The organism is Streptomyces doebereineriae (assembly GCF_031845645.1).
Classification (GTDB): Bacteria; Actinomycetota; Actinomycetes; order Streptomycetales; family Streptomycetaceae; genus Streptomyces; species Streptomyces canus.
This window is the reverse complement of sequence record NZ_JAVREZ010000400.1, coordinates 1-432: the sequence shown is the minus strand read 5'-3', so window position 1 is coordinate 432 and position 432 is coordinate 1. Positions and strand designations below refer to the sequence as shown.

The 432-nt window shown below is 65.3% G+C and carries 1 pseudogene; it reads right to left on the bottom strand.

What is annotated here, in order from left to right:
- Positions 1–297 (bottom strand): annotated as a pseudogene (locus RNB18_RS52500) (hypothetical protein); the annotation flags it as partial.
- Between the last annotated feature and the right edge of the window lie 135 nt (positions 298–432).

The window sequence follows — 432 nt, the reverse complement described above, 5'->3', positions numbered from 1 at the left end:
GATCGATACGGCGACCAAGCCGTTGTTCTCACCGTAGACCGCGGTCACGCCCCATTTCGAGTATCGGCCCCAGCCCATGCCACTTCCCAACCCCTGCGAAACGTGGGCAACCGCTCCGTCCAGGGCTGATGCCACCTCGTCCGGGTTCATGCCGAACCGCAGCGGCCCCACCTTCACCAATGGCTCAAGCCGCCACGTCGCCCTCTCCTCGGGCTTTCTGTCCCACCAACGCACGACAAACCCCCATGAGCGTTCCGCATACCCCTGACGCCGTCCGCCAGTGATCTTGCGGATCAACCTAGACGCACCCTCCGACACCACGGCGTCCAGGCACGCGGCACCCCACTTGGCCCGTCCGGCCAGATGCGCGCTCAGTGCTCGGAGGAACCGGGTGTGACTGAGCGAGGTAGTTGGCCTGTCTGGCCAACTACG